The sequence below is a fragment of the Roseburia sp. genome, assembly GCF_041325975.1.
GTDB classification, from domain to species: domain Bacteria; phylum Bacillota; class Clostridia; order Lachnospirales; family Lachnospiraceae; genus Roseburia; species Roseburia rectibacter.
Genome location: NZ_JBGLEJ010000005.1, coordinates 394168 through 415966 on the forward strand (window position 1 = coordinate 394168; position 21799 = coordinate 415966).

22 protein-coding genes are annotated in these 21799 nt (G+C 43.7%); 20 read left to right on the forward strand and 2 right to left on the reverse strand.

All coding sequences use genetic code 11. The features are described 5' to 3' along the window. The first annotated feature begins 64 nt into the window (after positions 1 to 64). Positions 65 to 1831, forward strand: a complete 1767-nt coding sequence (locus ACDD58_RS13110) for an ABC transporter ATP-binding protein (RefSeq protein WP_117919239.1) — start codon at positions 65 to 67, stop codon at positions 1829 to 1831. Between the two features lie 11 nt (positions 1832 to 1842). Here the strand turns inward: ACDD58_RS13110 and ACDD58_RS13115 are convergent, their stop codons facing one another. Further along, positions 1843 to 3036 carry a PqqD family protein gene (locus ACDD58_RS13115; RefSeq protein WP_370777858.1) on the reverse strand — a complete coding sequence of 398 codons (1194 nt, stop codon included), beginning with the start codon at positions 3034 to 3036 and terminating at the stop codon, positions 1843 to 1845. A 127-nt stretch (positions 3037 to 3163) separates the two neighbouring features. Here ACDD58_RS13115 and ACDD58_RS13120 point away from each other — a divergent pair, with 127 nt between their 5' ends. The 9 genes from ACDD58_RS13120 (at position 3164) to ACDD58_RS13160 (ending at position 12619) form a co-directional block, all read left to right on the forward strand. Next, positions 3164 to 3610, forward strand: coding sequence for a S24/S26 family peptidase (locus ACDD58_RS13120; protein ID WP_370777859.1), 447 nt, complete (start codon positions 3164 to 3166; stop codon positions 3608 to 3610). Between the two features lie 135 nt (positions 3611 to 3745). Further along, positions 3746 to 4240, forward strand: coding sequence for a QueT transporter family protein (locus ACDD58_RS13125; protein ID WP_015520593.1), 495 nt, complete (start codon positions 3746 to 3748; stop codon positions 4238 to 4240). Between the two features lie 279 nt (positions 4241 to 4519). After that, complete coding sequence (locus ACDD58_RS13130) at positions 4520 to 5218, forward strand: N-acetylmannosamine-6-phosphate 2-epimerase (RefSeq protein ID WP_370777861.1); 699 nt, start codon at positions 4520 to 4522, stop codon at positions 5216 to 5218. Between the two features lie 2 nt (positions 5219 to 5220). Beyond that, positions 5221 to 6498: a transporter gene (locus tag ACDD58_RS13135; RefSeq protein ID WP_118208963.1), complete on the forward strand. Its 1278-nt coding sequence runs from the start codon at positions 5221 to 5223 to the stop codon at positions 6496 to 6498. 36 nt (positions 6499 to 6534) lie between these two features. Next, positions 6535 to 8685: a hydantoinase/oxoprolinase family protein gene (locus ACDD58_RS13140; protein WP_118208962.1), complete on the forward strand. Its 2151-nt coding sequence runs from the start codon at positions 6535 to 6537 to the stop codon at positions 8683 to 8685. A 4-nt stretch (positions 8686 to 8689) separates the two neighbouring features. After that, positions 8690 to 9370: a hypothetical protein gene (locus tag ACDD58_RS13145; RefSeq protein WP_241070977.1), complete on the forward strand. Its 681-nt coding sequence runs from the start codon at positions 8690 to 8692 to the stop codon at positions 9368 to 9370. Then, positions 9354 to 10670 (forward strand): FAD-dependent oxidoreductase, encoded by a 1317-nt coding sequence (locus ACDD58_RS13150; RefSeq protein WP_117919252.1) that lies wholly within the window; start codon positions 9354 to 9356, stop codon positions 10668 to 10670. The genes ACDD58_RS13145 and ACDD58_RS13150 overlap by 17 nt, the downstream gene beginning before the upstream one ends. Positions 10671 to 10766: 96 nt before the next feature. Then, positions 10767 to 11663, forward strand: a complete 897-nt coding sequence (locus ACDD58_RS13155) for a MurR/RpiR family transcriptional regulator (protein ID WP_370777863.1) — start codon at positions 10767 to 10769, stop codon at positions 11661 to 11663. Next, on the forward strand, positions 11660 to 12619 hold the full coding sequence (locus ACDD58_RS13160; protein ID WP_370777864.1) for an ROK family protein: 960 nt from the start codon (positions 11660 to 11662) through the stop codon (positions 12617 to 12619). The genes ACDD58_RS13155 and ACDD58_RS13160 overlap by 4 nt, the downstream gene beginning before the upstream one ends. A 111-nt stretch (positions 12620 to 12730) precedes the next feature. Here ACDD58_RS13160 and nagB read toward each other — a convergent pair whose 3' ends face one another. Continuing rightward, positions 12731 to 13450, reverse strand: coding sequence for a glucosamine-6-phosphate deaminase (nagB, locus tag ACDD58_RS13165; RefSeq protein ID WP_370777866.1), 720 nt, complete (start codon positions 13448 to 13450; stop codon positions 12731 to 12733). Positions 13451 to 13659: 209 nt separating this feature from the next. Here nagB and argS point away from each other — a divergent pair, with 209 nt between their 5' ends. From argS to ACDD58_RS13215, 10 genes are all read left to right on the forward strand, one after another. Further along, positions 13660 to 15447, forward strand: coding sequence for an arginine--tRNA ligase (gene argS / locus ACDD58_RS13170; protein ID WP_370777867.1), 1788 nt, complete (start codon positions 13660 to 13662; stop codon positions 15445 to 15447). A gap of 131 nt (positions 15448 to 15578) precedes the next feature. Beyond that, positions 15579 to 16271, forward strand: a complete 693-nt coding sequence (locus ACDD58_RS13175; protein WP_117919263.1) for a hypothetical protein — start codon at positions 15579 to 15581, stop codon at positions 16269 to 16271. 120 nt (positions 16272 to 16391) lie between these two features. Beyond that, positions 16392 to 17297: a stage III sporulation protein AA gene (gene spoIIIAA, locus ACDD58_RS13180; RefSeq protein WP_117919265.1), complete on the forward strand. Its 906-nt coding sequence runs from the start codon at positions 16392 to 16394 to the stop codon at positions 17295 to 17297. Then, positions 17291 to 17809 (forward strand): stage III sporulation protein AB, encoded by a 519-nt coding sequence (locus ACDD58_RS13185; protein WP_117919267.1) that lies wholly within the window; start codon positions 17291 to 17293, stop codon positions 17807 to 17809. The genes spoIIIAA and ACDD58_RS13185 overlap by 7 nt, the downstream gene beginning before the upstream one ends. Positions 17810 to 17861: 52 nt before the next feature. Next, a complete protein-coding gene (gene spoIIIAC, locus ACDD58_RS13190) occupies positions 17862 to 18056 on the forward strand; it encodes a stage III sporulation protein AC (RefSeq protein ID WP_006857619.1) in 195 nt (64 codons plus the stop codon). Positions 18057 to 18135: 79 nt separating this feature from the next. Then, positions 18136 to 18519, forward strand: a complete 384-nt coding sequence (gene spoIIIAD / locus ACDD58_RS13195; RefSeq protein ID WP_186899561.1) for a stage III sporulation protein AD — start codon at positions 18136 to 18138, stop codon at positions 18517 to 18519. Continuing rightward, positions 18516 to 19682 carry a stage III sporulation protein AE gene (locus ACDD58_RS13200; protein WP_370777869.1) on the forward strand — a complete coding sequence of 389 codons (1167 nt, stop codon included), beginning with the start codon at positions 18516 to 18518 and terminating at the stop codon, positions 19680 to 19682. The genes spoIIIAD and ACDD58_RS13200 overlap by 4 nt, the downstream gene beginning before the upstream one ends. 37 nt (positions 19683 to 19719) lie before the next feature. Beyond that, on the forward strand, positions 19720 to 20289 hold the full coding sequence (locus ACDD58_RS13205) for a stage III sporulation protein AF (protein WP_370777871.1): 570 nt from the start codon (positions 19720 to 19722) through the stop codon (positions 20287 to 20289). Beyond that, positions 20286 to 20891, forward strand: a complete 606-nt coding sequence (locus tag ACDD58_RS13210) for a stage III sporulation protein AG (protein WP_370777872.1) — start codon at positions 20286 to 20288, stop codon at positions 20889 to 20891. The genes ACDD58_RS13205 and ACDD58_RS13210 overlap by 4 nt, the downstream gene beginning before the upstream one ends. Continuing rightward, complete coding sequence (locus ACDD58_RS13215; protein ID WP_370777874.1) at positions 20888 to 21712, forward strand: SpoIIIAH-like family protein; 825 nt, start codon at positions 20888 to 20890, stop codon at positions 21710 to 21712. The genes ACDD58_RS13210 and ACDD58_RS13215 overlap by 4 nt, the downstream gene beginning before the upstream one ends. The last annotated feature ends 87 nt before the right edge of the window (positions 21713 to 21799 follow it).

A 21799-nucleotide genomic window follows, 5' to 3' on the forward strand; every position in this document is an offset into this window, starting at 1 on the left:
ACCTCTTTTTTTCGTGGTACAGATTTGTTATAATAACCGGGAACGGAATGAAATGGAGATTATTATGTTAGACAGTCTGAGACATTATCATAAAAGGATCAAAGAGGGCGTATTAAAAGATATGTGGCGGGAAACTGTCTGGATCTATGAGTATGCGAGAAAGTACTGGAAACAGATGATTTTTTATACCCTTCTTGGTCTGTCGGGAACGGTCATTTCACTGATATCAAGTCTGATCTCAAGGGATATGGTCGATATTATCACTGGACAGCAGGCAGGACTTTTAGTGCGTACATTCTGTCTGTATATCGGATTTTCCATAGGAAATATGCTGATCTCACAGGTTACAAGTTATTTTTCCAATAAGATCAGTATCAGTGTGGACAATGATATCAAAGCAGATATTTTTGATAAAATGCTTGTGACGGATCTTGAAGAGATCCAGAAGTATCATACGGGTGATCTTCTGACACGCTGGAATTCTGATGCCTCCAACATTTCGAATGGTATTTTAAGCTGGATTCCAAATCTGGTCATCTATACGGTGCGATTCATCAGTACATTTGCACTTGTCTTTTACAATGATCCGATGTTTGCACTGCTTGCCATGCTTGGCATGCCGGTCAGCATGCTTATGTCGAAACGGATCTTAAAACGCATGAAGGGCAATAATGAAAAAAGTGCAGCCATGAATGCGAAGATGTCAGGATTTAACCAGGAAGCATTTTCTAATATACAGACGATCAAAGCATTTGATCTGGTGCGTCTCTACGGAGAACGGCTGCGCGGTCTGCAGAAAGAATACCTTAGCATGAAATTAGAGTTCCAGAAAATGTCCATGGCAACTTCGATCTTATTATCGGTTGTCGGGCTTGCAGTGTCATATAGCTGTTATGGATTTGGTATTTACCGTGTCTGGAGTGGTGCGATTTCCTATGGTACTATGACGATGTTTTTATCTTTATCCGGTTCGCTGACAGGAACATTAAATCAGCTTGTGTCGCTGGTACCGACGGCAATTTCACTGACCACATCTGCGGGAAGGCTGATGGATATCCTTGGAATGCCGAAAGAAGATTATTCGGATGCAGAACGTGTAGAAAAATTTTATGAGGAGAACAGGGAGCGTGGTATCGGTCTTTGTTTTTCTAAGATGTCTTATACCTACCACAATGGAACAAGAGTATTTACAGAAGCGGATTTTGAAGCACATCCACACGAGATCGTTGCGTTAGTGGGACCTTCCGGTGAAGGAAAAACAACACTTTTACGTATCATGCTTGCTCTGTTACATATACAAGGAGGTGCGGAGGATCTGGTGGGAGAGAAAACAGGAGAAGTACTTGCAATCACACCAGCAGCACGTCGGCTTTTTTCTTATGTACCACAGGGAAATACAATGTTTTCCGGAACAATTGCAGAGAATATGCGCAACGTCAGACCGGACGCTACGGATGATGAAATCAGAGAGGTCCTTATAGCAGCCTGCGCATGGGAGTTTGTGCAGAAACTGCCGGATGGAATATACAGCAGAGTAGGAGAGCGGGGAGGAGGATTTTCAGAGGGACAGGCGCAGCGCCTTTCCATCGCAAGGGCACTGCTTCGCCATGCGCCGATCTTGCTTTTAGATGAGGCAACAAGTGCACTTGATGTTGCAACAGAGCGAAAGGTTTTGAAAAATATTATGCAGACAGATGAGCCGCGCACCTGCATTGTGACCACACACCGTCCGACAGTATTATCAGTATGTGAGAGAGTGTATGGTATCCGTGAGCAGAAGTGTGTCGTGCTGACAACACAGGAAGTACAGAAAATGATGGATGATTTTTAAAAGAAAACAGCTCAGACAGACAGATCGATAGCTGCTTTCATGACGGCTGCAGCTTCGGGATCTTTGGTACAGTTCAACCGGAAAATCCGTGTCAGCGGGGCAAGCTTTTCTGCAAATGCAAGGCTTTTTAGCACCAGATCTTTTGTCCAGGACGGAGAGATCATGCGCTGCACCAGACAAAGTGCCTGTTCATCCAGAGAGAGAAAATCGACACGATTAAAAGGAGCCTGCTTTAAAAATACAATGCCGCCAAGTGGATAGGTCGTGGTGGTGTATATTTCAGATGTTCCACACCAGGGCAGACCGTATACGCAAGGCATTCCGTCTTTTATGCCAAGGATGTTCAGATCTCCGTTTAAAACCGGAGTCTGGTACTGATTCATCCAGAGGTCTGCATGTGTGGATTTGCCGGTGCCGGAACTGCCGGAAAAGAGCCAGGCTTTGCCCTGATATAATATGGAAACCGAATGCAGGACAAAAAGGTCATGCCATGCTGCAACAATCAGGAAAGCAAAACGCAGTGCATGAAAGATATCATCTGCGTGGTTTGTGGTGTAGTCGTCGGTGCAGTAGAGGACGGCGGCGGAACCGTCTTTTTTTACACGCATTTCATGAATACCCCAGTGGGTGCCAAAGACAAAACGGTAAGTGTCTGTAACGTCGAAGATAGTAAGCTCGGCAGTACTAAGCAGCAGTGTTCCTTCTAAAAGCCCCGACGGCTTTCCGGTCTGTACCAGAATGGCCTGATCAGCCACAGCGGCTTCGCAGGAAAAATCTTTAAAATAAGTGTCAAACAAAACATCCGGACCGGACCATGAGAAGCAGAGAATACCGATCTTAAAATATTTAAGTGCGTGATTGTCGGAAAAAAGTGCAGGAAAAGTATTGCCGGTCCAGACATGATCCGGGCAGGCAGTTTGTGTCAGTGTATTGTCAGAAAGCATGCCAAGTTTTTTTAAGGTGGAAAGATAACTGTCCAAGTCAGATTCGAACTGTGGCAGCATAGTTTCATCTGCATTATAGTGGTTTTTCATGATTGACAAAAGTGTGCTTTTATCCGCACCGGTGGAGAGAGCATCCCATAAAAGGGCACCAGACTCATTCAGACGCAGAGAACGGGCATGGTCAGCAATGTTCTGCCCATAGGGAAGAACATAGGGAACAGAGGAAAGTGTTGTTTTAAAAAATCCGTCAGATATTTTCATATGGCTGCGGCTCCTTTACATGAAAATGAATTGGAAATATTATAGCATTAGCAAAATGGAAATGCTACAATATTTCCGGATGTCATGAAATTAAAAAAGACGGAGTGATTTTAACGGGGGGAATGTAATGAAGTACGATATCGAGCAGTTATTAGAAGCGGGGGAAGTAATACAGATTTATCCCGAAGGATATAGTATGTACCCGATGTTTGTACCGGGGCGGGATGCTGCAGTCATAAAAAAGGCAGATGTAAAAAAAATTCGGCGTGCAGATGTCGTGTTATATCGCAGAAAAGGAAGTATCCTGGTTTTACACCGTGTCGTAAAATGCAGGGATGGTCAGTTTTATATGGTCGGTGATAATCAGATGGAGATAGAAGGACCGGTGCAGGAAGACCAGATAAAGGGGATTCTAACTGCATTTGCAAGAAATGGACACCGCATCAGCGTGAAAAATCCATTTTATGTAATTTTATCAGGTATGTGGCTGCTGCTGCGACCGGTGAGAGGGATATTTTGGTCATTTACTGCATGGGTGCGAAAGCTGCATATAAATAAATTTATACAAAAATAAATAAAATATATAAAAAAGCAAATGTTTCTGCCGGGGTGTTGCTTTTTTCCAAAAGTTATGTTAGACTCAGGAAGTTGCAGTAATATCGAGTGTTCGAGACCTTCCACTCGTAAAACAAAACTAAAGGAGAAACAAATGAGAAACAAAAAAGTATTACTTATCGTGCAAGCTGCACTTATCGCAGCTATCTATGTTGTACTGACTTATTTTATCAGTGCATTCAATCTTGCTTCCGGCGCAATTCAGGTCAGGATTTCCGAGGCACTTACCATTTTACCGGTATTTACACCGGCAGCTATTCCGGGACTTTTTATAGGATGCCTGCTCAGCAATCTGCTCACCGGCTGCATGCCGCTTGATGTTGTGTTTGGCAGTCTTGCGACACTGATCGGGGCATGTGGAACTTATGCGTTAAGAAAGCACAAATGGCTGGCTCCGTTACCACCGATCGTGGCAAATACGATCATTGTACCGTTTGTTCTGGCATATGTGTACATGGCAGAGGGGACGATCCCATTCTTTATGCTGACTGTCGGAATCGGCGAAGTGATTTCCTGCTATGTGTTAGGTATGATCTTGTATAAAGTGTTAAATAATTACCGCAGTGTGATCTTTAAAAACGAAGATTAGTGAGGGCAGAAAAGGAGTACTGATTATAAGTGCAGCTTGTGATCAGTACTCTTTTTTTGTCAATTTTGATGAACCTTCTTCTGATATTTGTGCAAAAGTGTACAAAAGAAACCGGAATTCTGAAAGAATTTTGTGAAAGAAGTTTCGCAAAAACAAAAAATATCAATTTTGAAGGAAAGTAGATTCAGTATCGGGTAAAATCGTTGAAAAAACCGGAAATTCGGGGTATAAAATTTATATCACAGAGGATCCCAAAGGTGATGTGAAAGGAGTAAGAGAATGGAAGCGCAGTTTGAGAATTTGCGAAGCAAGCTGATTGTATCGTGTCAGGCACTAGAAGATGAACCTTTACATTCATCATTTATTATGGGGCGGATGGCCAAAGCCGCATATGAGGGTGGAGCAGCAGGAATTCGGGCAAATACGGTAGAAGATATTCTTGAGATAAGAAAGAATGTTTCACTTCCAATCATCGGTATTATCAAGGAGGTGTATGACAATTCAGAAGTATATATTACACCGACCTTAAAAGAGGTAGATGCATTGATGGAGATAAAACCAGAAATTATTGCAGTGGATGCAACAAAGCGCATCAGACCAGATGGAACTTATCTGAAAGAATTTTTTGAAAAAGTGAAAGAAAAATATCCGGATCAAAAATTTATGGCAGACTGTTCAACGGTGGAGGAAGCATTACTTGCAGATGAAATTGGATTTGATTTTATTGGAACAACACTTGTGGGATATACGCCGTACAGCGTAAATGACAAAATTGAACAGAATGATTTTGAAATTATACGCAAGATATTAAAACAGGTACATCATCCGGTAATTGCTGAGGGAAATATCGATGTGCCGCAGAAAGCCAGACGAGTAGTTGAACTTGGATGTTATAGTGTCGTTGTGGGTGGGGCGATTACAAGACCGCAGCTCATCACGAAAAAGTTTACAAATGCACTGATTGAAGGAGGAGAATAGGTATGCAGACGTTACAGGTAATAGTAATTTTGGCAATCTTCTTAGCGGGAGTTGCTCTTATGATGACAAAAAAGATGCCAGCGATTTTAGCACTTCCATGTATGGGAATTTTAATCGCAGTAGTAGCAGGAGTTCCATTTATATCAAGTGATGCAGAAACACAGAGTATTACTTCTTATGTAATTGCAGGTGGAGCATCCCGTCTTGCGAGCACCATTATTGTTACCGTATTTGGTGCAATTTTTGCAAAAGTAATTCAGAAAGAGGGAATTTCAGATGCCATTATCCGTAAGGCAGCAGAGCTGGCAGGGGATAAGCCGGTTATGATCGCTTTGGCACTGACTGCTGCAACGGCACTGATCTTTACTGCTATGAGTGGTGCAGGTCCTGTTATTATGGTCGCTCAGATTGCAATTCCGCTGTTACTGTCTGCGGGAATTGAGCCGATCGTGGCAGCAAGTCTCGTACTTTTTGGATTAAACATTGGACTTCTTTTTAATGTATCGCAGTACCAGATTTATGTAGATACCATTGGAATGGATATGGAGGTTATTAAAACATCTTCCATCGTGATGGGACTGATCTGTGCGGTTGTGACGGTTGCATATATTTTAATCAATGTAAATAAAAAGACAGTCAGAAGTACATGGGCAATGAATGCTGGAACCAACTCTAAAAAGGTTAATCCGGTTGCCATGCTGATGCCGCTTCTTCCTATCGTACTGGTATTTTTCTTTAAGTGGAATGCGGAGACAAGCTTGGTGGTAGCAATTATTGTAACAGCATTAATTACGAAGCCGTCTTCAAGTATTCAGGTTCTTTCAAGCTCCATGGTAGAGGGAATTAAGGATGTGGCAGGAGTCATCGGTCTGATGATTGGTATTGGAATTCTTTTAAATGGAGTGGCAGCACAGAAAACATCTGCTCTGATGCAGCCAATCATTAGTGTGATTCTTCCATCAAACCCGATTATGTACATTGTAATTTTTACAGTTCTTTCTCCACTGGCTCTGTATCGTGGACCGTTAAATATGTACGGTCTTGGCTCTGGTCTCGCAAATATTTTCCTGACAGCAGGAAAACTGAGTGCACCAGCAGTTGGTATGGCACTTCGTAGTACCAGCGTGGTACAGTGTGTATCAGACCCGACAAACACACAGAATGTCATCGTAGCAGATTATGCAAAAGTCGATGTTAATGATATTTTGAAATCAACACTTCCATACACCATGGTAATGGCACTTGGAATCTTGATTTACGCAGCAGTAGCATTATTCTAAACAGTAAGGATCATTCAAGGAGGGTATGTTTCACATATGGATAACAGAAAGGTAAGGATCGGAATCGATGTCGGAGGAACATTTACGGATGCCGTAGTCGTAGATAATGAGACCTATGAGGTCATTGCAAAAGAAAAAGTGCCGACGACACATCATGCCGAGCGCGGTGTGGCGCAGGGAATCATTGAGGCGATCAATACGGTACTCACAAAAAATGGAATTTCTCCGGATAATGTTATATTTATCGCACATGGAACCACACAGGCAACCAATGCCCTGTTAGAGGGAGATGTGGCACGTGTTGGTATTGTTGGCATGGGAAGTGGTATGGAGGCAGAACGTTCCCGCAAGGAGACGACAGTCGGAAATATCGAGCTGGCACCGGGAAAATATTTATATACAGAGCATGAATTTATAGATGCAGCCTCACTTACCGATGAGGCTGTAAAAGAGGCAATCGATGCACTGAAACTGAAAAATGTGGAGGTGATCGTGGCTTCGGAGAGTTACTCTGTTGATAATCCGGAAAATGAGCAGAAAGTTATTGGCCTGGCGGTAAAAGAAGGACTGGTCGCTACAGGTGGACATGAGATCTCCCAGCTTTACGGACTGCAGGCGAGGACGAGGACAGCAGCAGTCAATGCGGCATTGATCCCCAAAATGATGGAGACTGCCAACATGACGGAAAATGCGGTAAAAGATTCCGGTATTAAAAAACCGCTGATGATCATGCGCTGTGATGGCGGCGTCATGAGTATCGATGAGGTGCGGAAGAGACCGATTCTTACGATGCTATCCGGCCTGGCAGCAGGTGTGGCAGGAGCACTGATGTATGAAAAACTGACAGATGGCATTTTCCTTGAGGCAGGTGGAACATCGACCGATATTTCAGCGATCAAAGATGGCAAGGTTATGATCAAAAATGCACAGATCGGGGGAAGAAAGTTATATCTGACTTCTTTGGATGTGCGTACACTTGGAATTGCCGGAGGCAGTATGATCGTGGTGCGTGGAGGTAAGATCGCAGATGTCGGACCAAGATCCGCACATATCGCAGAGAAAGAGTATGAGGTCTTTACTGACACCGATAAGATGAAGAATCCAAAGATAGAGCTGATCGCACCGCGCGAGGACGATACATCGGATTATGCGGTTGTTGCCTGTGCAAATGGCGAGAGCTATGCGCTTACACTGGCAGGTGCCGCAAATATTCTGGGTTATGTGCCGGCGGATGACTATGCTGCCGGAAATGTGGAATCAGCGAAGATCGCATGGGGGGCATTGGCATCTATGACGGGGAGCACGGTGGAAGAACTGTGCCGTCAGGCAATGGATATTGCGATGACGAAAGTTGGCGAGATTGTAAAACAACTGATTGCAGATTATAATCTGAATCCGAACCTGATCTGTCTGGTCGGTGGTGGTGGTTCGGCGTCGGTTGTAGTACCATATTTGGGAGAAAAAATGGGAATCCGGCATAAGATTGCGGAAAATGCACCGTACATTTCTACGATCGGTGTCTCTCTGGCACTTGTGCGTGAGCAGATGGAGCGAAATGTTGCAAACCCTACGGATGAGGATATCCGTAAAATCCGCCATGATATTATGGAAGTGATCACCAGGGCAGGCGCAGATGCAGCAACGGTTGATATTTCGATTGAAATCGACAGCCAGAAAAATATTTTAAGAGCGATCGCAACAGGAGCGACAGAGCTGCGTACCAAGGACCGCAATGCAAAGACCATCTCGGAGGAAGAACAGAAGCAGATTTTAGCGGATGCCGAGAAGACAACGACAGATATGGTTGAGCGGGCAGCAGCGGCAGGAAGATGGCATGCGTACTATGTAAATGTGGCAAAAGGCGGCTTTCTAGGATTATTTAAATCAAAGAAAAAACTGGTGCGCATGATCGATGAGGAAGGCGTTATACGTCTTCAGAAAAATATTGCAAAAATTGGAGTATTTCACAAAGATCAGATTGGAACAGATTTCATGGAATTTGTGGACAGTATGACACAGTATACGGACGCTGGTGCGACATTGCCGAAAACGTACTTATTTTTTGGTCAGAAAATGAGTGATTTAAGTGGTGTCTTAAACAAAGAGCAGCTGCTCGGTCTAGCTGAGATGGAACTGGAATTTGTTGAGGATGATCAGGAAATTATTGCAGTCGCTGCAAAGGATTGAGACAATGTATGATCTTAAATCAATAACAGAAGAACAATATGCGATGATGGAACTGATGAATGACCGGCTGGCACCCTGTATCCCGAAGGAGAAATGCAGGGATTATGTGACGGAAGCGATCGCATGCGGACAGGAGGCATTTGAGCAGTATAAAGATGCGGATATTATGGCAATACTGGTGAATTCCGGTGTTGCCATTCTGCAGGATGAACGGGAATTTACACATCATGGGCAAAACTATGAGGTATGGGCGCAGATCACCTGTGGCGGGAAGGAAAAAAAGATTGAACTTTTTATGCCGGATCTGCGCAGAAAGCAACAGATTCTGAAGGAAAACGGAGTGGAGACAGGGGAACAGTGGCTCATAAAGCTGCATCTTGCGCATGAGTTTTATCATTTTCTGGAATTTACAACGCTTGGGAAAGTCGGTATGCGGCTTGATCCTGTGCAGAAAAAGACGATTTTTGGTACGGTGCAAAGACCGCTTACAACAGTCAGCGAGATCGCTGCACACAGTTTTGCGGGAAGATATATGAAGAGTGAGATTCTTCCACAGATGACAGATTATATGGTAATGCTGTCGGAAGGCATATTGCCGGAAGAGACATTGCGGGAACGGATGCAGGAAGCAGAAGAACGATTACGGAAAAATGAGGGTGGAAAACAGAATGTATCAATGGGATAAAATAAAGGTGATTGGAAACTACGACACGGTTGTAGTTGGCGGTGGCACTGCCGGGGCGGCAGCGGGAATCCGTGCGGCAAAAGAAGGAAACAGGGTTTTGATCGTGGAAAAAAGCCTTGCACTTGGCGGGGCGGCTGTCAATGCGCTGGTGAATCCGATGATGGAGTCTTTTGTTGAACATGGAGAGATATTTCATGAGATTGAGAGACGCCTGAAAGAAAAAGGGGTCACTACCAGAGATGGCATTATGGAATATATACATTCCACAGCAGAGGCAAAAGCACTTGTGTTAGAGGAGATGTTTCTGGAATATGGAGGCGGGATATTATATGATGCAGTGCTGACCGACTGTCAGGTAAAAGATCAGAAAATTGAAAAGATTTTCGTGACGACTGAGGAAGGTGTATATGCGATAGAGGCAGAACAATTTGTTGATGCCACCGGGGATGCGGTTCTTTCAAGAATGGCGGGAGTAGCATATACCGCCGGGGATGAGAACGGAAATAACCAGATGACATCGCTGCGTTTTGAGATGGGTGGTATTGATGTCGAAAAATACCGGGCATACTGTTTGTCTTTAAATGATGAATTTTCTCCGCTGGTAAAAGGATACTTTTTTGAATCTGCAATGGTGCGGAATAAGAATTTTAAACTTGAACCGGTTTTTCGAAAAGGGGTGGAACTTGGATATCTGAAAGAGGAAGATCTCGTTTACTACCAGTGTTTTTCCATTCCAGATCAGCCGGGTTGTATGACATTTAACTGTCCGCATATCAGTAGTATGAAGAAGAATACCGATGTGTGGGCACGGAGCAGAGCTGTAACGGAAGGACATAAGATGATCTTCCGGCTGGTTTCATTTTTAAAGGCATGTATGCCGGGATTTGAACATGCGTATCTGATTCGGGAAGCGTCAGCACTCGGTGTCCGGGAATCCTACCGTATTGTCGGAAAATATGTGCTGAGCGAAGACGATTACATAAAGAGGGCAAGATTTGAAGATGCAGTGGCAAAAGGAGACTGGTATATTGATGTACACTCTGCAACGAAAGGACTTGTCCATATGGAGAAGTATCAGAGGGGAGAATACTATGAGATTCCATACCGGTGTCTTATCAATGAGCAGGTCGACAATCTGTTAACAATCGGCAGATGTATTTCTACAACATTTCTGGCTCAGGCGAGTATCCGTATCCAGCCGACGGTGATTGATATGGGAGATGCGGCAGGAAAGGCATGTGCGGATGCACATACAAAGCAGACTGCACTGAGTAAGTTTGAGGGGAAAAATTTGATATAATGGATACTGTTGTCCTCACAGATTGTTTGTGTTTTGCGTGAAAAAAGAATATAATGGGAACATTATTGTAATAAAACAGGAACAGGTGATGGAACCTTGAAGAATAGCAGATATATAATTTTTAACCAGAATGAGACGAAAGGCCAGATTGAGGCTGCGCAGTCGGATATGACGCAGGTAGAGCACACGATTGCCAATTATTTTCTAAATAATGAGGAGCTGACAGATTTTTCATCCAAGCGGATATCAGCACTGCTCTATGTATCCGAGGCAACATTGTCACGCTTTGCAAAAAAATGTGGATTTAAGGGATACCGTGAATTTATTTTTGCATACGAAAAGGACTTAAAAGAGGAAAAAAATGGAACAGTCAGTGAGAAAGATATCAGTCTGTTTACCAAGAAGGTACAGAGCAGTTATCAGAAGCTGCTGCAGGAAAATTTTAAATTGCTTGATGAGAACCAGATCCGCCGGATTGCCGGACTGTTAAATGTAAGCCGGCGTGTGTTTGTCTATGGAATGGGAAGTTCCGGCAATGTCGCAGAGGAATTTCAGCTCCGTTTTATGAGGATCGGACTGGATGTGACTGCGGTAACAGATTCACAGATGATACAGATGAGTGCAGCACTGGTTGAGGAGAGGATGCTTGTCATTGCAATTTCTCTCAGTGGAACGACGAGAGAGATTGTGGAAAGTATCCGCATCGCAAAAAGCAGAAATGCAAAAGTAATCTTTATCACTGCGAATCCGGCACCGGAGACGGCGGCAAGATGTGATGAAGTGTTAAGGGTTGCCTATCTGAAAAACCTGGATACAGGTACGAAAATTTCACCACAGTTTTCGATTCTGGTCATGATCGATATTTTGTATTCGTATTATTTTGCAAATGATTCGTATTTTAAGGCACAGAAATATAAAGAGACTTTATCTGCCATACAAGGAAAACATAAGGGTGCAATGGAAGATGTAAAAAAAGGAGAAAATCCGGAATGAGTAACGGAAAAACATATTTGGGTGTGGATATAGGTGGTACATCCGTAAAACTGGGGCTTGTAGATGAACAGGGTGTAATCCGGTATAGTGAGGCTTACGATGTTGCATTTGACAGGTATGAGACACCGATTCTTAAGACAGTTTTAAAAAGTATGAAATTGTTTCTTGCGGAACACGAGGTGACGGAACAGGAGCTGGCGGGAATTGGTGTGTCGGCTACCGGCGGCATTGATACGGTAAATGGTGTTGTCATCGGATCAGCAGGGCATATTCAAAACTGGGAAGGAAGCCGGATCAAAGAGGAGATGGAAAAAATGTTTCATCTCCCGACGACGGTATTGAACGATGCCAATGCGGCGGCTCTTGGAGAAATGTGGATCGGAGCTGCAGCAGACCGTCGGAATGTTATTGTAATGACGGTTGGGACTGGTGTTGGAGGTGGAATCATTGTAGATTCTAAGATCCTTCTGGGCGCAAATGGTCTTGCCGGTGAGATCGGACATATTGTGATAAACAGTGATGGTGAGCTGTGTTCGTGTGGCAATCATGGCTGTATGGAGCATTATGGTTCAACCACTGCTCTGATTCGCAGAGTCAAAGACGCGGCATCCTGCGGGAAGATAATACTTCCGGAAGAACAGGAACTGGACGGAAGATTTATTTTTTCGGAAGCAGAAAAGGGCAGCACTGCAATGTTGGAACTGCTTGATTCCTGGATCGATGACATTGCCTCCGGTCTGGTCGGACTGGTTCATATCTTTAATCCCGAACTGATTTTGATTGGTGGGGGAGTCTCGGCACAAAAGGAGCTGTTTATTGACCGTCTGAGGGAAAAAGTGATGGCGAGATGTATGCCTCATTTTGTGAAGCATCTTGAACTAAAGGCGGCTGAACTTGGAAATGATGCAGGCTTGATTGGAGCAGTATATTATTGTATACAACAGAATATTCTGTAGCATAAAACAATAGAATGCACGCTCTGCGAACATTCTATTGTCATGAATTAATTGCGTGAGCCGAAATAATGAGTTTTGGCTCACGCGATTATGTTTTGTAAGAATTTATCGTTATCTAAGAGCTGCTTCATCTGCAACGATGGAAACATTTGGATGGAGCTGTAAGATGGAAGCCGGAACCTGTGGTGTGATCGGACCATAGATTGTCTTGTGAAGTGCGTCGGCTTTATCAGCACCACTTACAACTAAAAGGATGCGTTTTGCAAACATGATACTTCTGATTCCCATTGTGATTGCCTTGCGGGGAACGTCATTAATGCTGGAAAATAATCTTGCATTTGCCTCAATGGTGTTTTGGGATAAGTGAACGAGATGTGTGCCTGCGGTATAGGAATCGGACGGCTCGTTAAAACCGATGTGTCCATTATGACCGAGCCCAAGAAGCTGTAAGTCAATGCCGCCTAAAGATCCTATCATGGAATCATAAGTGTTACATTCAGTCTCGATATCCAAAGCGGTTCCATCTGGCAGATGAACCTTTTCTGCATTAATGTTGACTTTAGAGAACAGATGTTTATTCATAAAATAGTGGTAACTGTTCGGATCGTTGGCAGCAAGTCCTAAATATTCGTCAAGATTTATGGTTGATACTTTTGAAAAGTCAAGATCCCCCTTTTGATACCATTCAATGAGCTGATCATAAGTACCAATCGGTGAAGAACCGGTTGCCAGCCCAAGGACGCTGTCTGGTTTCTGGATGATCTGTGCGGAAATGATATTTGCAGCTCGGCGGCTTACGGCGGCATAGTCTTTTTCCTTATAAATGTTCATGTGATAATTTCCTTTCTGTATCATTTGTTTATGATAGGATTATTATAGAAAGTGAAACAGAACTAGTCAAAAGAATCGGGGCAAATGGAAAGTACTTTCATAAAACAAGGAATTGCGGTAAGGGTTTTGCTTGAGAAATAGTTAAATTATGATATAATAGACGAGAAAAGGACTAATTTAGACAGAAATACTTTGGAAAGGAAAATACAATGAAGAAAATCTTAGATTTGATTACGGATGAAGTGACCAAAGCATTCACAGACTGTGGTTATGATGCAAAATATGGAAAGGTTACTTTATCTAACAGACCGGATCTTTGTGAATATCAGTGCAACGGCGCAATGGCGGCTGCCAAAGAATACAAAAAGGCACCGTTTATGATCGCAGACGAGGTTGCTGCAAAACTTGCAGAGGCATCCATGTTTTCCATGGCAGAATCCGTAAAACCGGGATTCTTAAATTTAAAGCTGGATGAAGCATTTTTAGCGTCTTATGTGGCAGATATGCAGAAAGATGAAGGTCGTTTTGGATGTGAGAAGGCAAAAAAACCTAAGACGATCATGATCGATTACGGCGGACCAAATGTAGCAAAGCCACTTCATGTCGGACATTTACGTTCTGCAATCATCGGTGAGAGTATTAAAAGAATCGGCAAGTTTGCCGGACATAAGGTGATCGGGGATGTACATTTAGGCGACTGGGGCTTACAGATGGGACTGATCATTACGGAGTTAAAGCTGCGTCAGCCGGATCTTGTTTACTTTGATGAAAATTATGAGGGCGAATATCCGAAAGAAGCACCGTTTACAATTTCTGAGCTTGAGGAGATCTATCCGACTGCAAGTAAAAAGTCAAAAGAGGACGAGGCATATAAAGAGGCTGCCATGCAGGCAACTTATGAACTGCAGAATGGCAGAAAAGGATATCAGGCATTACTTTCCCATATTTTAAATGTGTCTGTGACCGATTTAAAGAAAAACTATGAGAACTTGAACGTATCTTTTGAACTCTGGAAAGGTGAATCTGATGCACAGCCTTATATTCCGGCAATGGTGCAGAAGATGAAAGATGACGGTTTTGCCTATGTCAGTGACGGAGCACTGGTCGTCGATGTAAAAGAAGACACCGATACGAAAGAGATCCCGCCTTGTATGATCTTAAAATCAGACGGTGCATCCCTCTACAATACGACCGATCTTGCAACGATCGTATGGCGTGAGGAAGATTATGACCCGGACGAGATCATTTATGTGGTAGATAAGAGACAGGAACTTCATTTCGTACAGGTATTCCGCTGCGCAAGAAAGACCGGACTGGTAAAACCGGAGACTGAATTAAAATTCTTGGGATTCGGTACGATGAACGGCAAGGACGGAAAGCCGTTTAAGACCAGAGATGGCGGTGTTATGCGTCTGGAATATCTGGTATCTGAGATCGACAATGAAATGTTGAAGAAGATCACCGAGAACCAGAAATCCAAAGAAAATCTTGGAATCAGTGAGGAAGAGGCAAAGGAGACCGCAAAGACGGTTGCACTTGCAGCAATCAAATATGGAGATCTTTCCAATCAGGCAAGCAAAGATTATATTTTTGATATTGACCGATTCACCTCCTTTGAGGGAAATACCGGACCATATATCCTGTATACGATCGTTCGTATCAAATCCATTCTGCACAAATATCATGATTTAGGAAAGAGCGCCAAAGACGCTGTGATCACGGCGGCACATTCTGAGAGTGAGAAAAATCTGATGTTAGAACTTGCTAAATTTAATGCAGTGATCGAAAGTGCATTTGTGGATACGGCACCACATAAGATCTGCTCCTATATTTATGATCTTGCTAATGCATTTAACAGTTTTTATCATGAGACAAAGATCATGTCAGAGGAAGATGAAATGGTTCAGAAATCCTATATCCGTGTGTTAGAACTGACAAAGTCTGTGCTTGAGACAAGTATTGATCTGCTTGGATTCTCTGCACCGGAGCGTATGTAGGAAAAAGGTCCTATTCCCTGCCAAAAGAAAATATGGTATACTATTTTAAAAAGTAAAAGAAATAAAACAAGGAGGAAAAACCCCTGCTCGTCAATGAGCTCGCATTTTCCTTCGGAAAACAAGGAGGATTTATGAGAAAGTTAAGTAAGAAAGTAATTGCATTTGCACTTGCAGTTGTGATGTTTGTTACAGCCGGTGCAGCAGCACCGCAGGGAACTGTCGAGGTACAGGCAGCGAGCAGTAAGGTTTATATTATTGATAGTAACAAAAATATGGTATTTACTTATAAACCAGGGGATGGTTATACAGGATACTATACACTAATTACTATCATGGGCTGCAACAAGGCATCACAGATTAAAAAGTTAAAGAGCAGTAGTAAAGATGTTAAGGTTTATGCAAAAAACGGTTATATTCGTGCAGAATTTGGTAAGAAGGCAATTAAAAAAGCAACCATTACCTGTAAGGTTAAGGGCGTAAACCTGAAAGCTACATTGTCGGTTAAGAAGTACACCAATCCATGTTCATCTTTTAAACTTGGAAAAACCAATCTTACATCAAAATTCAGCAAAACAGATGTGTTTAAGACGAACAAGAATTATAAAAACCAGAAGCTGACCATTAAAATGAACAAAGGCTGGAAGATCACGAAAGTATATGTACAGAAAAAGAGTGGATCTTATACAACAGAAAGAATGAATAAAACCAGTTATTCTAAAAAGATCAGTTTAACAAATAACAGCGGTTATGTTTATGTGTACTGTTACAATGAAAAAACAAAAGTGTCAGAGTGTCTTGAAATCCGGGATGCAAGCTGGTATTAAAAATTATTTATAAATAACCATACAGGAAGAAGAACTATAGGCGAATGTTCTATAGTTCTTTTTTTATGCATAAAAATAAGCCTGTCTCATAAAATGAAATAAAAGAAAAGGGGGAGGCATATGGAAAATCTGAAAGTTTTGTTTCCGGTACATATCAGAGAAAAAATAAAGGATGATGGGTGGATGGACGGACTTGAAGAAATTCGTATCCGGGTAAATCAGCCAATCGAGCTTGAATATGCAGATGAAACACGCTGTCTGACAAATGCAGATGATAAGATAACAGGTGCTGATATTGCAGAGATGTTAAGCTATATCAGTGAGTATTCTCTGTATGCATATCAGGAGGAATTGCGGCAGGGCTATATTACGATCGAGGGGGGACACAGGATCGGAATTGCAGGGGAAATCGCAAAAGACAGGGAAGGGATTGCAGGGATAAAATATGTCAGCTTTATGAATATTCGTGTGGCACATGAAAAAAAAGGATGCGCAAAAGAAATTCTGCCCTATCTGAAAAACGGAAACAGTATCTATAATACATTGCTGGTATCAAAACCGGGAGCTGGAAAAACAACCTGTCTGCGTGACTGTATCCGCAGTCTTTCAAACGGGAAAGAGGGATGGGATGGCATGAAAATCTGTGTGCTGGATGAGAGGTCAGAGATCGCAGCCTGTCATTTGGGCATTCCGCAGAATGATATGGGAATGCGGACAGATGTTTTGTCCGGATGTGAAAAATCGGATGGAATGATACTCATGCTGCGTTCCATGTCCCCACAGATCATAGCAGTGGACGAACTTGGTGGGAAAAAGGATTTTGAAGCGGTCGAACAGGCAGCATATTCGGGAGTGCATATTCTTGGCACAGTGCATGCGGACACGGTGGAAGAATTATGGGAAAAGCCTTATCTGAGACAAGGAATAAAGAAAGGAATTTTTGAGCGGTTTATTCTGATCCGGCGCAGCCGGTCCGGAGAACGGGAGTTTCAGGTCTTTAACGGGAAAAGAGAAAGATTATGCTGAAACTGATAGGTGGTATTTTAGTTGCGGGTTCCGGAGTCGGACTTGCCGTAAGCATGATAGGTGAGATCAGACAGCATCTGCAAAGGCTGTACGAGATCCGGCAGCTTCTGTTAAATATTTCCGGGGAGGAGGCACTTGCATTGCTCCCGATGGAGCATATCCTGGATAAACCGGGGCTGACAAAAGATGCCGCGCTGCAAAAGGTATGCAGGGAGATCGCAGAAAGTCTTGCCGCGAAAAAAGAGGGAAGCGGAAGTGAGATCTGGCGGGAGGCATTTTGGAAAAACCAGAAAGAACTGGGGCTTCACGCGGCGGAACTTGAAATTACCGCAAATGCAGGTACCGCTTTTTTTGGCAGAAATATCAAAGAGAACGAGAAAATGCTTTCTATTTATTTAGAGAGACTTGATTTTGTGATCGGACAGGAGCGGAAAGAGCAGAGAGAAAAGCAGAAAGTGGCGGGGACCGTCAGTGTAATTGGGGGGATGATGTTGGTGATACTTTTGATATAGCATGGGAAAAACAGGTATATCAGGCAGTCAGGAGAGGGGAATTGGATTACGGATGAGTGTTAATTTGATATTTAAAATTGCAGCGGTCGGGATTTTAGTCACGGTCATCAGTCAGGTGTTAAAACACAGCGGAAGAGAGGAACATGCGTTTCTGACAAGTCTTGCAGGACTTTTGATCGTCCTCTTCTGGATCGTTCCATATATTTATGAATTGTTTGAGACCATGCAGTCGCTGTTTGCACTATAAAAATTACCGGGATGAAAACATCACGGGGCAGAGGGATGGTATGCAAACAGGTAAAAACAGGGCAAAAATGAGGCGTGAAATGGACATTTTAAGAATATCGGTTCTTGGTATCGCAGGCGTTCTTCTGGCTGTGTTACTGCAGAAAGAAAAAAGTGAATACAGTATGTTTATCAGTATGGCGGTCTGCATCTGCATTTTTATCTATATTATTGGAAAGGTGGAAACGGTCATTGACTTTGCAAAAAAAATGCAGTCGTTTGCTGCGGTGGATCAGACGTATATCACACTGATCTTAAAAATGGTCGGGATCACCTATGTGGCGGAGTTTGCAATGAATATCTGCAAAGATGCCGGATATGCGGCGGTTGGAAATCAGATCGAACTGTTTGCAAAACTGTCGATTTTAGTCTTAAGTATCCCGGTTTTAACCGTATTTTTAGAGACTGTCGGGAGTTTTTTATGAAGAAAAAGTGGGTTGTGTGCGTGGCATGTATTCTGATATTGTGCATGACAGCAGCAGTACCGGTTTTTGCTGCGGGAAAAAATGCGCAGAATGATAAAACGGATTATCTGGACGAGATGACAGGGGAACTGGACTTCTCGAAACTGGATCATTTTATGGGGCAGGATGCAGGGGATGGTGGGATCACATTCTCAGAGCTTGTGGAAGAATTGCTGCATCAGGAAAATCCGGGAACGGTATATCAGCAGCTTGGCCCCTGGCTGGTCAGCCAATTATGTGAGTCGGTCCGCGAAAACCGCAAAATACTGGTGGAGGTGGTGCTGCTTGCCGTTTGTTTTTCCGTGCTTAAAAATTTTGCCGGTGCGTTTGCGTCATCTTATGTGTCGGATCTTTGCTTTATCCTTGTTTTCTGTGTCCTGGCAGTGCTGATGATGCAGTCATTTCTGACGTTCCGTGGCATTGTGTGCGGTGTGCTGGAGAAGAGTGTGGAATTTTTCCGGATCTTTATACCGACGTTTAGCATTGCGATGGTGTTTTCAGCGGGAGCCGGCAGCGCGTCAGGATTTTACCAGACGGCGTTTCTGATCATATATCTGATCGAGTGGCTGTTTCTTACCATTCTGGTGCCGATGATCCACATATACATATTGACGGTATTTATCAATTATTTTTTCGAGGAGGAAAAATTTGCAAATATGATGGAACTGATCGGCGGACTGATCCATTGGATCATCCGGCTTGCCGGGATCATTGTGCTGGGGTTAAACGTCGTGCAGGGGATCGTGGCACCGGCGAAGGACAGGCTGCTTTACGGGACAGCAGGGCGGGCAATGGCAATGATCCCAGGGATCGGCAATGCGGTGAATGGAGTCAGTGAACTTTTGCTTGGCTCCGGGATCATGATCAAAAACTGTGTCGGTGCGGCAGCTCTGATCGTGCTGGTCATTTTAGTGTCGGTGCCGATGGCGCAGGCGGGATGTATCGTATTTTTTTATAAGGTAGCTGCCGCTGTGGTGGAGCCGGTTGCGGATAAGAGGATCGCCGGATGTTTAAAGGGGATGGCGCAGGGCGGGATGCTCTACTTAAAGCTGATGGGATATTGTGTGATGCTGATCTTTTTAACGATTGCACTGACGGTCGCATCTTCCGGTTTTATATATTGACTTTGATATCTTAGCTCATTTACAGAGAGGAAAATGGATGAACACGTTTGTGAAATATATTCAGAATTTTTTTGCACTTTTTCTGCTGCTTATGGTGGTAAGGCAGCTGATCCCAAATGGCAGATTAAAAAAATACATTTATTTTTTTACGGAACTGGTGTTTGTGATCGGTATCCTGCAGCCGTTTTTTTCTCTTTTTGGTGATGATGCTGATTTGCTGGATCAAATCCGGTATGAGACTTTTACGGAAAATTTAAGTGAGGCATCCAGGGACGTAAGCCGCATGGAATTTTTGCAGAATGATTATTACCGGAAAGAATATGAGGATGCGGCGGCACTGGATGTTCTGAGTACGGCGGATGGATATTTAGATCCATTTGGACTTGCGGGAAAGCGCGCTTCGGTGGAGCTGACGGAAAATTATGAAGTGAAAAAAATCGTGCTTACGGTTGGGGAAAAAGAGGAGGATGACACGGAGGGGATGTTTGTGGAACAGGGAAAAGCACAGGGCAGCAAAGTCGTGCTTGACGGGCTGAAACAAAGACTTATGCAGTATTATGGGGCAGAGGAAGAACAGATACAGATTTCCTATGGTGGTGAAAGATGACGGAGAGACTGAAAGAGTTTTTACAGCAGAAAAAGTGGCGTCAGTTAAAAAAGACAGACTGGATCGCGGCTGCCCTTGTGGGGGTGCTTCTTCTTGTGGTGGCGATGCCTTCCGGTGGAACGGGCGTACATATATCGGAAAATAAAAAAGAGGACACCGCGCAGGAGAAAACGGAACAGAAATACGAAAAAAAGGACTATGCGGAGTATTTAGAGCATAAATTAGAACAGGTGTTAGGACAGATGGAAGGAGTGGGGAAAGTTTCTGTCATGGTCACGGTGGCAGATCAGGGGGAAGATATCATAGAAAAGGATAAGACAGAACATACATCCACAGTCACAAATACGGACAGCAGGAGTATGGAGATGACGACGGAAAAGGAAAGTGGGGAAGAGACGGTATATGAGGAGAGCGGCGGCGAAAAAGCTCCGTATGTCAGCAAAGAAATACTTCCGGAGATTGAGGGGGTGCTTGTGGTGGCAGAAGGGGGAGACAGCCCGCGGATCGTTTCTGATATTTCAGATGCCGTAAAGGCATTATTTCAGGTGGAAGCACATAGAATTAAGGTAGTAAAGATGAGTTCGAAGGAGGATGGAACGTGAAAAAGATATTTCAGAAAAACCAGCTGATTATTACAGCACTCGCGTTGATGATTGCGGTGGCGGGATATTTCAGTTACATGAACAATCACATTGATGACGGTACGGCAGCTGAGACGGCGGCAAATGCAGGTACAGATGCACTGAATGCAGAATATGAGATCTCGGATGAAGATCCACTGGCTGCAGAAGATATTTTTACGGATGAGGGAACCGGGGAGGAACTTGCACTTGTGGATGGGACGGAGACTGCGGATGCAGGAACCGGCGAAGATACATACGATGCGGCAGATGCAGCTATGACGGACGGCCAGGATGTTGCGGAAAATGCGGCAGATGGCCAGAATGCGGTGGCAGATGTGAGCGCAGATGCAGCGGATGTGGCAGACATGACGTCTCAGGATGCAGAGGAGATTGAAAATCCCGGGGAGGCGGTTCTCACAAGTACCGGCACTGCAAATCTCGACTATGCAGCAAGAATGAAATTAAACCGCGAACAGATCCGGTCTAAAAATAAAGAGGCGTTATTAGAGATCGTAAACAATGCATCCGTTGCAGATAACTTAAAGCAGGATGCCGTGAACAAGATGGTGGCGATGACGGATATCGCAGAGCGTGAAGCTGCGGCGGAAATGCTCTTAGAGGCAAAAGGATTTTCGGATGTTGTGGTCAGTATTACCGACGATAACTGCGATGTAGTACTTAATATGGGAGAAGTGACCGATACAAAAAGAGCACAGGTGGAGGATATTGTAAAACGGAAAACCAATATTTCCGCAGACAAGATCGTGATCACACCGATCGTGGTAACAGACGCCGAGTAGGGCGTCTGTTTTTTCATAGGAAATTACTTCCTATGAATCAAAAAGCCCTTCGGGCAGGATTCTTTCTTGGCATTTTACTTGATTTTT